This is a genomic window from Oceanispirochaeta crateris, from assembly GCF_008329965.1.
Lineage (GTDB): Bacteria > Spirochaetota > Spirochaetia > DSM-2461 > DSM-2461 > Oceanispirochaeta > Oceanispirochaeta crateris.
Genome location: NZ_CP036150.1, coordinates 2,597,135 through 2,610,376 on the forward strand (window position 1 = coordinate 2,597,135; position 13,242 = coordinate 2,610,376).

Annotated in this window: 11 protein-coding genes; 4 read left to right on the forward strand and 7 right to left on the reverse strand. The window is 49.6% G+C overall.

Features of this window, described 5'->3' with window-relative positions; translation table 11 throughout:
* Window position 1 precedes the first annotated feature (1 nt).
* Window positions 2-1,027, forward strand: coding sequence for an ABC transporter ATP-binding protein (locus EXM22_RS11790; RefSeq protein WP_149486713.1), 1,026 nt, complete (start codon window positions 2-4; stop codon window positions 1,025-1,027).
* A gap of 8 nt (window positions 1,028-1,035) precedes the next feature.
* Here the strand turns inward: EXM22_RS11790 and EXM22_RS11795 are convergent, their stop codons facing one another.
* The 3 genes from EXM22_RS11795 to EXM22_RS11805 all read right to left on the reverse strand — a co-directional run bounded on the left by EXM22_RS11795 (window position 1,036) and on the right by EXM22_RS11805 (window position 4,613).
* Window positions 1,036-1,527, reverse strand: coding sequence for a (2Fe-2S)-binding protein (locus EXM22_RS11795; protein WP_149486714.1), 492 nt, complete (start codon window positions 1,525-1,527; stop codon window positions 1,036-1,038).
* Window positions 1,524-3,797 (reverse strand): xanthine dehydrogenase family protein molybdopterin-binding subunit, encoded by a 2,274-nt coding sequence (locus EXM22_RS11800; RefSeq protein ID WP_246157014.1) that lies wholly within the window; start codon window positions 3,795-3,797, stop codon window positions 1,524-1,526. Before EXM22_RS11800 ends, EXM22_RS11795 begins: the two co-directional genes overlap by 4 nt.
* 135 nt (window positions 3,798-3,932) lie before the next feature.
* The gene (locus EXM22_RS11805; protein WP_168203474.1) at window positions 3,933-4,613 is read right to left on the reverse strand and encodes an SOS response-associated peptidase; all 681 of its coding nucleotides are present in this window, start codon (window positions 4,611-4,613) and stop codon (window positions 3,933-3,935) included.
* Window positions 4,614-4,816: 203 nt separating this feature from the next.
* On the opposite strand from EXM22_RS11805, the gene EXM22_RS11810 reads away from it, so the two are divergent.
* Both EXM22_RS11810 and EXM22_RS11815 read left to right on the forward strand, forming a co-directional pair.
* Window positions 4,817-6,232 carry a sugar transferase gene (locus EXM22_RS11810; RefSeq protein WP_149486717.1) on the forward strand — a complete coding sequence of 472 codons (1,416 nt, stop codon included), beginning with the start codon at window positions 4,817-4,819 and terminating at the stop codon, window positions 6,230-6,232.
* 8 nt (window positions 6,233-6,240) lie between these two features.
* Window positions 6,241-7,260: an NAD-dependent epimerase/dehydratase family protein gene (locus EXM22_RS11815; RefSeq protein WP_149486718.1), complete on the forward strand. Its 1,020-nt coding sequence runs from the start codon at window positions 6,241-6,243 to the stop codon at window positions 7,258-7,260.
* A gap of 61 nt (window positions 7,261-7,321) precedes the next feature.
* Here EXM22_RS11815 and EXM22_RS11820 read toward each other — a convergent pair whose 3' ends face one another.
* Genes EXM22_RS11820 through EXM22_RS11835 form a run of 4 tightly spaced genes read right to left on the reverse strand, consistent with a single transcriptional unit; the run spans window position 7,322 to window position 12,499 of the window.
* On the reverse strand, window positions 7,322-9,181 hold the full coding sequence (locus EXM22_RS11820) for a hypothetical protein (RefSeq protein ID WP_149486719.1): 1,860 nt from the start codon (window positions 9,179-9,181) through the stop codon (window positions 7,322-7,324).
* A gap of 36 nt (window positions 9,182-9,217) precedes the next feature.
* Entirely contained in the window at window positions 9,218-10,354 is a 1,137-nt protein-coding gene (locus EXM22_RS11825) for a glycosyltransferase (RefSeq protein ID WP_149486720.1), read from the reverse strand.
* The gene (locus EXM22_RS11830; RefSeq protein WP_168203475.1) at window positions 10,347-11,399 is read right to left on the reverse strand and encodes a glycosyltransferase; all 1,053 of its coding nucleotides are present in this window, start codon (window positions 11,397-11,399) and stop codon (window positions 10,347-10,349) included. The genes EXM22_RS11825 and EXM22_RS11830 overlap by 8 nt, the downstream gene beginning before the upstream one ends.
* A complete protein-coding gene (locus EXM22_RS11835) occupies window positions 11,396-12,499 on the reverse strand; it encodes a glycosyltransferase (RefSeq protein ID WP_149486722.1) in 1,104 nt (367 codons plus the stop codon). Before EXM22_RS11835 ends, EXM22_RS11830 begins: the two co-directional genes overlap by 4 nt.
* Window positions 12,500-12,617: 118 nt before the next feature.
* On the opposite strand from EXM22_RS11835, the gene EXM22_RS11840 reads away from it, so the two are divergent.
* Window positions 12,618-13,238 (forward strand): histidine phosphatase family protein, encoded by a 621-nt coding sequence (locus EXM22_RS11840; RefSeq protein WP_149486723.1) that lies wholly within the window; start codon window positions 12,618-12,620, stop codon window positions 13,236-13,238.
* The last annotated feature ends 4 nt before the right edge of the window (window positions 13,239-13,242 follow it).

Below are 13,242 nucleotides of genomic sequence, written 5' to 3' on the forward strand. Positions count from 1 at the left end.
CATGAATCTGACACTGAAAAACATAAAGCTGGCTCTGGGTGAGTTCACACTGGACTGCAGTTTGAACCTCCCTTCGGGAAAGCTGATCACACTACTGGGACCTAGCGGCTGCGGTAAGACCTCCCTCCTCAAGTCCATCGCAGGCCTCTATCCTCTGGACCGGGGGACGATTAGCCTGGGAGACCGGGATATCACCAATCTGGACTCCAGATTCAGAAAGGTCGGGATGGTGTTTCAAGACTATGCTCTGTTCCCTCATATGAGTGTGGAAAAGAATATCTGTTACGGCATGAATCTCAAAAACGATGCGGCCAGAAAACGAAGTGATGAGCTGCTTGAGATGGTAGAATTGCCAGGATTCGGCACCAGAATGATAGAAGAACTCTCCGGAGGAGAAAAGCAGCGGGTGGCTCTGGCAAGGGCCCTGGCCTCAGATCCAGATCTCCTCCTGCTGGATGAACCCTTAAGCGCCCTGGATGCCCGGTTGAGAAGAGTATTAAGACGGCAAATCCGGGAGATTCAGCTAAAGACCGGAATCACCACCCTCTATGTGACCCATGATCAGGAAGAAGCCATGGCCATCTCAGACCTAGTGGTCCTCATGAAGGATGGCAGAGTCTGTCAGACCGGATCTCCCCGGGAGATTTACACCACACCGGCCCATAGATTTGCGGGAGAGTTTTTTGGCTCGGCCAACCTCATCCCCCTGGGGGACTGTTCCCATATTCTGGACGGATTTGATCCTTCAGCCTTTCCAGGAGGACCAGACTTTCCGGAAGATTCATATCTATTTTTTCGTCCCGAAGACTGCAGAATTCTCTCTGCAGAAGATTCTCCCATTCAAAAGGAATTAAGCGGCACGGGGAAGATTCTCTATGAGGAATATGGCGGAGATTTTCATTACCTGGAAATAAAAAGCGGTTCACTCTGCATAAAGATAAAAACGAAAAGTCCGGAGAAGCTTCAAGATTCAGAAATCCGCTGGATGGTCCGCCCCGAAGACTGTCTCATCCTCGGTGACGACTGAGAGAAGACTCAGGAACCGCCGTAGGGGGGATAGGGAGTCATCATCCGTTTAGAGGCCAACTGAACCGCATCGACAATCGTTTGATAACCTGTGCAGCGGCAAAGATTTCCCCTCATGGCCTTTCTGATGGTCTCTCTATCCGGTTCTGGATTTTTATGGAGGAGGTCCAGAGCCTGCATGATCATACCGGGAGTACAAAAACCACACTGCACGGCTCCGGCATCAATAAAAGCCTGCTGAAGAGGATGGAGACTGCCGTCTTCCCGGATGAGCCCTTCAATTGTCAAAACCTCTCCCTCCAGGGCCTTTGAAAGCTTAAACCGGCAGGAACGAATGGCCTTATTATTGACCAGGACCGTACAGGCACCGCAGGTACCTTCACTGCAGCCGTTTTTTGTCCCTGTCAGGTCCAGTTCGTCTCGGAGATAAGCAAGGAGAGACATGTCTTCCTGTTCCGGAGCAATTTCATATTCTATACCGTTGACTGTAATCTTGCTCATTTCTTAAGGGGCTCCTTTTGGGGTGTTTCTCTCTTCAGGGAACTGAGGTCCAGGGGCAGGGATGTAAACCGCCGGCCTGTGGCGGCCGCCACGGCATTGGCGATGGCCGGAGCTATGATCTCCAGGGCGGGTTCCCCAATCCCCTTGGTACCCGTGGGAGACAGAGGGTCATTATTTTCAACAATATGGGCTTCTATATCGGGAATATCGGTCATGCGGGGAATCTTATACTTTGAAAAGTTCAGGGAGAGGGCCCGTCCTTCGTCATCTGTCATAAAGTTTTCGGTCAGAGCCATTCCGGCCCCCTGGACGATACCGCCGTGAATCTGCCCTTTTACCATGGGAGGGTTTACGGCTCGTCCTATGTCGTGGGAGGCCACAATATTGAGAATGCGGCAGCTTCCTTTCTCGGGATCAACTTCAACCTCAACGGCCTGAGAACTGTAAACATAGGAAAAATAGGCATCACCCTGCCCGTTTTCCTCATTCCATGACACTTTGGGTGCCTGAAAGGTACCGAAGGCCACGGGGTACACCCTGGCAAGATACATCTTCTTCCCGGCTTCATTCCAGCTGAGAGAACGTCCTTTGGTACCGAAAATCCGGTTATCACGGAATTCGATCTCTTCCTCTTTTTCGGCCAGGTCGGGTAGGAGCGTCTTTCTCAGGATCGCCTTGAGAGTATCCATCGCATCTTTTAATGCCCCGCCTCCCATCATGGTCCCCCGGGAAGCCACAGTCGTTCCCCCGTCGGGGATTGTGGCCGTGGTGGAACCCTGGTAGTGAATATTTTCCAGGGGTACTCCCAGCATCTGGGAAGCCAGAATGATCATGGCGCTGGGAGCTCCCTGTCCATTTTCAAAAACGGAGACATCGATCAGGATGGAGCCGTCAAATTGTACGTTCACCGAAGCACAGCAAAAGTCCATGCCTTCCGCTCCCAGGCTGCAGCCTCTGTAGGAAGCAGCCATACCTATGCCGTACAACTTGTCGCCCTTTCCCTGCGAACAAAGTTTTCTCTTTTCTTTAAAGTTGATGGATGACGCCGTCTTCTCCATCACTTCTATGAGGCTCACCGTATGGTCATCCAGGACCTGTCCTGTGATTGTTTCACTATTCTGACGAACCGCATTGATTTTTCTAATCTCCAGAGGGTCCAGATCCAGCTTCTCCGCAGCCATATCCATGATCTGTTCAAAGGCAAAATTCGTTTGAGGAGAACCGAAGCCACGAAAGGCTCCTGTGAAGATATTGTTCGTCGCCACACCATACACGTCGGCATGAATATCCGACAGAACATAGGGACCGATATTTTGTGCGGCAGAACGCCAGGTGGACCAGGGGGTCGTAGAGGTATAGGCTCCTGAGTCGGCCAGAGTCCGGCTGATGACAGACATCAGTTTTCCCTTGGAAGAGAATCCCGCTTTATACCACATCTTGTAGGGATTCCTCTTATAACTCTCCTTCATGGACCAGGCCCGGTCATAAAGCATCTTCACCGGTCTCTTCAGCTTGACCGCCGCCAGTGCCGCCCGGGCACAGACAATAGAAGCGGTGTCATCTTTTCCACCGAAACTTCCCCCCACGGCATGGGCCCGGACAATGACCGAAGCCAGAGGACGTCCCAGGTAGGCACAAACAAAACGGCGGGTACTGAAAGGGTGTTGAATGCTTCCGTAGATTTCAAGAACACCGTCATCCCGGGGGATGCAGATACCGCATTCAGGCTCAATATAGGCATGTTCCACCAGAGGAGTTGTAAAGAATTCTTCAATAATGATGTCAGACTCAGACATTTTTTTATCGGGGTCACCCTTTCGGACCTTATGATGATTCACGATATTTCCCGCCCGGCCTTCCGGTATGACCACGGCTCCGCTTTTGATGGCCTCCTCGGTATCCCGAAGAATGGGAAGTTCCTTGGCATCCACCTTCACTTTTTCAACAGCAGCCAGAGCCTGGGCTCTGGTTTCGGCGGTGATGATTGCCACCACATCTCCTGTAAATCGGATACGGTCTTTGACCAGAATGGGATAATCCTGGTCAATCTGTCCGGCGGTGAGTGACCCGGGTACATCTTTCCAGGTCAAAACCGAGAGGACACCTGGCATTCTCTCCGCTTCTTCCACAAGGATAGCCGAAACCCTGGCATGAACATACTGACTGTATACTGGAACGGAATGAGCCATCCTTGGAAAAGAATAGTCATCGGCAAAGCGGGCTGTTCCACATACTTTCTGAAGGGCGTCATTTCTAAAACTCTTTTTCACAATACCTCACAGACGGGGAGAACCCGGGAAAAGACGGTTTGAATGCAGACCGGTATGTTTCCGGCTTGACTGAATGATCAGTTGATTATACCCAACCTCATGGCATCAATCAACAAGAGAATGCCCACAGCCCCCTTAAAAGAGCTCTCCCTGGGTCCAGAGGGAGGAGGAAGCACCCTTTCTAAACTCCGAAGCTGTGAGAACAGACTGATCTAAACACCAGGAAAGATCGTCTGCATCGGGGATGGCTCCCTGTTTATCAAGCCAATTTGGGGTTTTTTCTTCCTTCAAAACCAGGGGCATGCGCATTTTTTCATTATGAACTTCTGCCAGCAGGTCTCGGGCCTCCAGGGTTAGGATTGAAAAAGTGAACGTGGGAAAACCCAGAGCCTCTGGGCCATTCTCCTCGTAGATCCCTCCCAAATAAAGGAGACCTCTGTCTTTCCGGCGGACAAACCATGTTGATTTGATCCCCCCTTCCACATGGGGCTCGTAGAATCCTTCCACTGCCAGAAGGCAGCGCTTGAAGGGCCAGCTGTCCCGGAAGGAGGGTTTCAGCTCCACAGTCTCCCAACGGGCATTCAGGGTTCCCGAACGGATACGTTTTGCCTGCCCGTCGTCTTTGACCCAGGAGGGAATCAAGCCCCAATGGGCCAATCGTGCTTTTGCATTCACTCCATCGGTCAAAAGGGGCAGTCCGGGGAAACTAAAACCGGAGATTCTGCTTCCCGGTGTTTGATCCATCTCATCCAGGAGATGGGAAAACCGGGAATCCCTTTTGATGGTCTCCCGGGTCAATGCAACGCTAAAACACATTTGCCCCTCCAAATCCTCTTGAAACTCCATGAGCCCCGGCCCCAATTGGTAAAAATCTTTGATAAGATTCTACAACGAATTCGGCAAAATAACCTGCATGAGACTGCTTCATCCCGATAATCCCCTCAAAAGAAGAAAATCCTGTTCAATAAAACTCACATACTCTATACTGAAAAAGCTTTTCCAAGTTGCTGCAACCGATTATGCTGATGACTTTGCTAGATATAGAAACAGGACACAATATGCTGAACGAACAATCAAAGACTTTTATTTTATTTCATTTTATTTTTGACCTTATCCTGGTCGCCTTTTCATGGGTTCTTGCTACTTATATCCGGTTTATGATATTGGGATCGGATTTTGGTAATTTTGTAAAATTTCTGAGATTGACTCCCATTCCTGTCATAGTGGCAGCCTATTTTCTCTTCAGGGAACGCTACTATTCCAGGCAGACCCTCCACTCCTGGCATCGTGAGTTTTCCCGCCTTCTGATGTTGAACCTGAAGATTCAGATATTCTTCATTTTAGCGGGATACAACCTGCAATCCGACAGAATCTCAAGGCTCACACTGGTTCTCTTTTTCATTATATGTCAAATCTCTCTTATCCTGAACAGAGTCATCTTCAGAAACCACATCATGATGAAAATGATCAAGGGAGAGATGAACCACAAACTCTTTGTGATAGGCCATGGTCCCCACATGGACAGGTTCATTGAGAAGGTGAGAAACAACCCTCAAACGGGTATGATCATAAGCTGCTGGGCCGATTCCATGGGAGCCGCCGAGGAGATGAAGCTGAACTCCTGCAAGTATGAAGAGATTGATGCATACATCGAGAAACTGAAACCCCAGAGTATTGTCATAGGATATTCGGGATCGAAGATGAGCAAACAGGATAAGTTTGTGAAGTCCCACTACAACCAGGTCACCCCGATTATCCTGATTCCCCAGGTCAACTATGCCCTTATTGGAACCACAATCGAAGATTTCCTGGGAGTCCCCCTGCTGTATATCAACAAACCTTCGGAAAACCATTTAAGCCTCCTCTTAAAAAGGATCATAGACGTGGGAGGCGCTCTATTCGGTCTGATCGTCCTCTCACCCTTGTTTCTTGTGGTCAGTATACTGGTGAAGCTGACCTCTCCGGGGCCGATTTTTTATGCCCAGGAAAGGATGACCGCCAACGGACGGGTCTTCAAAATGTGGAAGTTCAGATCCATGAGGCAGGATGCCGATAAGGAGGAAGGATTCACCTGGACCGTTGAGAATGATCCCCGGAGAACGAAATTCGGAACCTTTATCCGTAAAACGAGTCTGGATGAATTTCCTCAGCTCTGGAATGTATTGATAGGAGATATGAGCCTGGTTGGCCCCCGTCCCGAACGTCCCGAGCTGATAGAAGGATTTAAGGATGAGATCACCGGCTACATGCTGCGCCACAAGATGAGAGCCGGGATAACGGGCTGGGCACAGATCAACGGATGGCGGGGCAATACCAGCCTAGAAAAACGGATTGAGTTTGATATGTATTACATCCGCAACTGGTCTCTCACCCTGGATCTCAAGATTCTCCTACTCACCGTGTTCAATGGTTTTGTCAATAAAAACGCTTATTAGAGGTTAACATGAAAAATATACTGATCACCGGTGGAGCCGGTTTTGTAGGCTTCCACCTCAGCCGCCACAGCGGACTAAACGACTATGACAGAGTCGTTCTCGTAGACAATTTGAACAGCTACTATGATCCGTCTCTGAAATACGGGCGATTGAAGGAACTGGGATTTCTTGTGGATGAGTCCACTCCGGAAATGACAGCCGTTGAAAATGAAAAGGGATGGGTCTTTTACAGGGCTGATTTAAAGAATAGAGACCAGATGGAGACTCTCTTTAAGGAATACCCCTTTGACCATGTTGTTCATCTGGGTGCCCAGGCGGGGGTGCGCTACAGCATTGAAAACCCGGAGAGTTACGTCGACAGCAACCTCGTGGGCTTTGTTAATATTCTAGAATGCTGCCGCCACCACCCTGTGAAACATCTGGTATATGCCTCCTCATCCAGTGTGTACGGCGCCAACACGAAGGTTCCCTTTCATGAGGATGATCCTGTTACCAAACCCATCAGCCTCTATGCGGCAACCAAGAGGTCCAACGAACTTCTGGCCTACTCCTACTCCCATCTTTACGGCATTCCCACCACGGGCCTGCGTTTCTTTACGGTCTACGGTCCCTGGGGACGTCCCGATATGGCCTACTTTCTCTTTGCAGAAAAGATCATCAAGGGCAAGACCATACAGGTTTTCAACCAGGGAGATATGAAGCGGGATTTTACCTATGTGGATGATATAACCGAAAGCATCACCAGACTCATCGAAAAACCGATGGCCGGCAAAGATGAAGATCCGGCGCGGATTCTCAATATCGGCCACGGATCACCGGTGGACCTCTCTGAGTTTATCCGCATCATAGAAGAGAATCTGGGCATGAAAGCCCAAAAAGAATACCTGCCCATGCAGGATGGGGATGTGCCCATGACATGGGCCGATACAAGCCGGCTGGAAGAGCTGACCGGATACTCTCCCAAGGTGACCCTAAGGGAAGGCATTGAACAATTTGCCCTCTGGTATAAAGAGTATAGAAATTTATAAATAAAAAAGCTGACCCCTATTGGCCCGAAGGGCGGGGGTCAGCCAGATTTAAAAAGAGTCCTTAGGGGAAGATCTTCATATACAGAGACAGAAGGTGCCGGCTTTCGTTCAGCAAGTCCCCTGTGTTCACCGCCTGAAAGTTTCCAGTGCTCTGATAATCCGTATAAAACTTAAACACATAGGTATAGTCCACGCCGAAGCTGATGGGGGTGCCCATGCTGCTCAAATCCCAACTAGCCCCCATGGACAGGATATGATACCACTCGTAGATGGCGTCTTTGAGGAAGCTTTTACTTCCCGTCTGCCCGTAGGCTCCGTCGGGGTCATTATCGGGGGTAAGAGCCACATAATCATCACTATTACTCTCATCGGGTTCATCTGTAGTGGTTCCTCCATCTTCTAACACGTATTCTCCATCTTCATTCTGCAGATAACCGCTCCCCCAGGAGCTGAAATAGCTGCCCGCACCGGTTCCATGGCGAATCAGGCGGTACCCGAAATGGGCGGTAACTCCCCGCATCGGTTGGGTATTGAATTTCAGTTTCAGCTCATCCGAGTTGGGCTCCAGACCAGAACCCAGAGATTCTCCCCCGTTGAGGTAATCCGTTTCCATATCAAGACCGTAATACCAGGGAGACTCACTCACCGTATAGTGAGTGTAGGTAAAGGGTTCCACCTTGGTGTACTGCAGGAGGACCTTGGACCAAGAGAGACCGGGCACGGGAGCTTCGATCCCTGCCTGATAACTGTACATATTGCTGTAACTGCTAAAGAAATCGGGTTGATTGAACCGGGCTTCATCCAGAAAGAGGGAAAAGTAAGCCTTTCCCAGTCCGGCCTTTTTCACTGCCACAGTGCCACCAAAGGCCATATTATCAAAGTCGCCCGTATTATTCTGATAAAAGAATTGGCTCATCAGCGGATGCACATACCCCAGCTCGGTCCGCTTCATGTACACCCCGCTGTCCAAGAGTGAAAGATAGAGCCAGTCGGTGGGCATGAGTTCTACCTGGAGGATGGAAAACATGTTCTGCTGGGTCCGGGACGTATCCTTGATATTATACTCATCGATGTTCCTGAAGCTTTCGCCATATTCCAACTCTCCCGTAAGGAAGGAAACACTAACCCAGTCCCAGGGATTGATGACTCCCTCAACGCCCATAAACGGCCGGGCACTGTCGGTCAAAAAGAGGGTGCCGTCGCCCACACCCCAGTTCCGCCTGAGCCGGCCGAAACGGAGGTCCAGGCTGTTGTCCAGAAAAGAAGCGGCGATTTCCGTATTGTAGGTATAGCCGAAAGAAAGCGAAGAGGGCATGGCATTGTAATTGTTCAGAGAACTGAGATAATGGATGCCTCCGTCCCATTCTTTGGTGTAGGTATAAGGCTCCCAGGCGGTGGGGCCGTAGCTCGTATCCACATCATAATCATCTGTCAAAAAGAACCCGCCTGTTAGATGGAGTCCCCAGGACAGATTGTCCGCCACATCCCCCTGGGCACTGATCTTACCAATCATGTCACCCCCGGAGTCCTTCAGTTCATTGAGCTGGGCGTTCATGTTGGCTTCGGCCCCGACGTCCACCTTCAGGGTGGAAACATAACCCTGAATCCGGATATCTCCATCATCGACGAAGTCTTCATCCTCGTCCTCTACAAAATCCTCATAGAAGTCCTGAAAGACCTCCCTTTCCATGGGGGTCATCTGATTGCGGTATTTGGAAATGTCTTTCAACAAAGAGACCACCAGAGACCGGGGATAGGGCTGTACAGCCCGCAACGTTCCCACATATCCCTTCAGCTCGGCCTGATCCAGAAAATCATAGAGGGCCGTTTCATCCAGTAGTACGGCATTATGGGTCTGAGCCGGCAAAGAGGCAGTAAAACCTATCAGCAAGGCGACGAGTAAGCCGAATATTTTTTTCATTGTTTCGCTCCTTTAAAAATAGAAACACAGATAATTCTAAATAAGATTCAGTGACATTAAATACATCTCTTTCAGTTTCCGGGCGTTATTCTCCAGGGAGAATTCCCGACACATTTTCTCAGCCTCCTCCAGGAAGGGAAGCTTCTTATCACTGTGACTCATTTCAAGGGCTTGAATGAGGGCCTCTCCATTTCCCTGGACATCCTTGGGCTTTGTCAGAAAGCCTGTCACTCCCGGAAGGATCAGATCCTTATTCCCCACACAGTCGGTGCCGACAATCAAAACCCGGCAGAGGGCGGCTTCCACCACAGCGGTAGGTAAGCCTTCAAACAGGGCCGTGGTCCAGTACACATCAAAATGACGGATCAGGCTGCCCGCATCCTTCACAGATCCCCAGAGGAAGATCCGTTCCTTAAAACCCGAACGTTCCAAACGGGTCCTGACAGTATCGGCATAGGATTTATCCTGGGGTGTCTCTCCCCCCATGATATGGAGTGCAACTCCCGGTTTTTTCGCAGCGACCAGATCAAAGGCATCAATCATGGTCACCAGGTCCTTCTGATGAGACAAACGGGAAAGGGTCAGGACATTCTCGTCAAACTGGGCCAAAACCCGGCTCATATCCTGAGGCAGAGGCAGCTCCTGCACTTCGATTCCGTTGGGAATGAGAAACTGACGGCTCTCATCCAGTCCGGGAATGGACTGATTCAGAAACTCTCTCTCCGAAGGGGAAACCAGCACAGTCCCGTCCATCCGGCGTGCCACAGCCTTTTCAAATTGAAGGTAGGCCTTGAGCTTCCAGCCGCTGTACTTGATGTGAAAACCACGCATGGTATGAAACATTTCATACCTCTTTCCTGTCAAGAAAGAGCTGACATAACCGTAAAAAGCGGCTCCCTTACCATTCACATGAACAATCTGAGGCTTGAGTTTCCGGATCAATCTAGCCAGGGCCAGAATGCTCCCCAACCGGACAGAGGTCATATCAAGGGGGTAAATCTCCTGAACAAAACCTTCATACTCCTCCTGCAGTCCCTTATCAAAGAGAGCAGCCGCCACAAAGTGTTCATATCCGGGACCACTGGACTTAATGAACCGAAGCACATTGATCTGGGCTCCCCCCCGTTTAAACTCGGGAAACAGGTGCAGGATTCGAATGGGTGCATCAGCCATGCCGGGGCTCCAGAAAATCGGCCACTTCACGGCCCATCCGGCTCAGAGAAAAGAACTCTTTCACACGGCTCTGCCCCGTTTTTCCGACCTCCTGAAGGCTGTCTCTCCTGGTAAGGAGTTCCTCCAGCCTGCGTCTGATGACAAAAGCATCCCGATCTACCAAAAAGCCATGAACATTGTCTTCCATAAACTCAGCAGTACCTCCCGACAGGGTTGTCAAAACGGGCAGTCCCAGCATCATTGCCTCCAGGAGGGCGTTAGAGATGCCTTCATTTTCGGAAACCAGAGCAAAAAGATCGGCATCCACTAAAAAGGGAACCGGATCGCTCTGGAATCCTGCGAGGCTGACCCGATCCTCCATATGCAGATCAATGATCTGTTTCTGCAGTTCTTTTTTCATCAATCCCGCACCGACGATGGTCAGGTGAATCTGACGGGAAAGTTCCTCGGGCAGAGATGCTATGGCTTCTATGAGTAGGTGGAATCCTTTGCGGGGAGTCAGAGTTCCTACGGTCACGATCCTGAACCTGTCATCAGTCCTGGGCACGGCCTTGGGTGCGGTTATTTCAGGAATTCCATTGTAAATCAGTTTAATTTTGGATTGATCTACAAAATCGTACTGTTCAAAATTCTCTTTTGTACGGCTGGCATTGACAATAATCCCTTCGTTTAGCCTGGTATAGACAAAGCGCTTCCAGGGAGTATCCAGATCACGGACGATTCCCAGCCTCAGGATGTGACGAATACGAAAGATCCTGCTTAAAATTCCCAGCACAAAGTACTCTGCCTTTTTGGTGCTCACAATAACATTAGGCCTCTTCACCAATAGCAAAAAAAAGGCGATGAGAAAGCTTAAGGGATCAAAAGGAGTGATAAAGGGAGCAAAGGTCCAGGGGAGAGTCCTGCCAAAGCGTTTGGCCAGGAAGGGATTCCTTAGGAGCATGGACACAGTATGCCCCTGTTTCTGCAGCTCCGACATGGTCATGGAGGACCATTTTTCATTTCCGCCCCACTCCCGGGCAGAACAGACAAAGAGTATTTTCAATTGATTTCCTTCAACCTGGCATTCCATTTCTGTTGGATATATTCCTGTATTTCCCGATCAAAACGCTCATTGGAAAACCCTTCGGCATGACGACGGATAAAAGAGGAATCCCATTCTTGGGATTCCAGTTCTGTCATGGCCGTCACCAGACTTTCCACATCCTGCCGGGGGAAAAACACTCCAGTCTTTCCTTCAATAACCGTATCCAGAGCGCCTCCTTTTCTCAGGGCAATGACCGGTCTGCCGCAGGCTTGTGCCTCCACAGGAGTGATCCCAAAGTCTTCCAGGGCCGGGAACAGGAAGGCCCTGCAGCACCTGTAATACTCACGGACATCCTCATCTTCCAGAGCGCCCTTAAACTCAATGGTTGGTCCCGCAAGATCCCGCAGCCTGGATTCATCCGGACCGCCTCCAATTATGACAAGCCTTCTCTTTAGAGTATTACAGGCCTGAATGGCAAGATCAATTTTTTTATAGGGCACAAAGCGGGAGATGATCAGATAATAATCCCCGGCCTCATCACTTCCTGGTGTATAGAATTCGGTATTTACAGGAGGAAAAATAACATCAGCATCACGGCGGTAATACTTCTTGATTCTCCGTGCCACAAAATTTGAATTCGCTATAAAATGATCCACCCTCATGCTGGATATGACATCCCACTGCCTAATGCCAGGCATAGTTCTCCTCATGACAAACCGGGCCAGGGCTCCGGCGGATCCATAATACTCATGATATAAATCCCAGGCGTAGCGCATGGGGCTGTGAACATAGGCAATATGCAGGGCATCGGGAGTTGTGATGACACCCTTCGAGCAGGAAGAGGAAGAAGAGAGAACCACATCATAGGCGGACAGGTCAAATTCCTCAAAGGCCCGGGGCATCAGATTCAACATCTTGGTATAGTATTTCTTCGAGAAGGGAACCTTTTGCATAAAGGATGGAACAACTCTTTTCTTTTCAAAGATATGCCCTATTTTAGACTCGTCAAAAACAGATGTATATACGGAGGATTCAGGGTATAAATCATACCAGCGTTTGACAACTTTCTCGGCTCCGCCGGGGACAGTCAACCAATCATGGGTTATTGCTAATTTCATTGGTTTTAAGACTAAATAGTCCGACCCCATACGTCAAGCCCTTTTGCCCAGGAGAATTCCTGTGTGAAATGACCCGAATTCCCTTGTCCGCAGGGATTAAAATTCATAGTATATCACCATGACATATAAAACAGACAAGGATTCCCCACAGCCTCTGGAGACGCTCCAAAATAGTTACTTTTTGATGAGACACGGCAAGAGTGTTGCCAACGAAGAAGGCATTATCATCAGCCTCATTGAAAATGGAAGAAGTCAATACGGCTTATGCGACGCAGGAAAAGAGCAAATCAGCAAGAGCCTTCAAAATCAGTCATTCCTGGACAGTGACACCATCATAGTGTCCTCAGATTTCCTCAGAACCAAAGAATCGGCACAACTGGCGGCAAAAATCCTCAAGACGGATGCTCCAAAGAGCTCTCCTTTGTTGAGGGAAAGGTTCTTCGGCGATTATGAAAAAATGGGAGACAGCCGGTATAAACTGGTTTGGGAAAAAGACAAGGACAATGATGAGAATACATGCATGAACGTTGAGAGCCCCAAGAGTGTCTTGGGACGGTTCCAGAATTTTATTCAGGAAATGGAATCACTGTATACTCACAAAAAGATCCTCATCCTGTCCCACGGGGATATCCTGCAGATAGGCTTGACATGGCCGGCAGGAATCGCAGCAAGCCAGCACCGCAGCCTGAACCATCTGGAAACCGCAGAAATCCGGCCTTTTATATTGCCCGGGAAGTAAAAGA